General features: G+C 59.5%; 1 pseudogene. It reads left to right on the forward strand.

What is annotated here, in order from left to right:
• Window positions 1-486: pseudogene (locus M3191_RS18220) on the forward strand (glutamate/gamma-aminobutyrate family transporter YjeM); the annotation flags it as partial.

The raw sequence follows: 486 nt of genomic DNA on the forward strand, positions 1-486 counted from the left end.
GGCTTAACCTGGTGCTGCTGCTGGTGAGCGGGGCGATCCTTCTGCTTAACGGCGGTCATTTCGCCCAGCCGTTAAACTTCACCCTTTCGCCTAATCCCGGGTATCAGTCGGGCATGGCGATGCTGTCGTTTGTGGTATTTGCCATCTTTGCCTATGGCGGAATTGAGGCGGTTGGCGGCTTAGTGGATAAGACCGATAAGCCGGAAAAGAACTTTGCCAAAGGTATTATCATCGCGGCGATCGTTATCTCGATCGGTTACTCGCTGGCGATTGTGCTGTGGGGCGTGAGCGCCAACTGGCAGCAGGTGCTTGGCGCGCGTTCGACCAACCTCGGCAACATCACCTATGTGCTGATGACCAGCCTCGGGGCGACGCTGGGCCAGGCCCTGCACCTGACCCCTGCGGCGTCAGCCCTGACCGGGGTCTGGTTCGCCCGTATTACCGGCCTGTCGATGTTTCTCGCCTACACCGGCGCGTTCTTCACCC

This window comes from Sporosarcina luteola (assembly GCF_023715535.1).
Taxonomy (GTDB): Bacteria; Bacillota; Bacilli; order Bacillales_A; family Planococcaceae; genus Sporosarcina; species Sporosarcina luteola_B.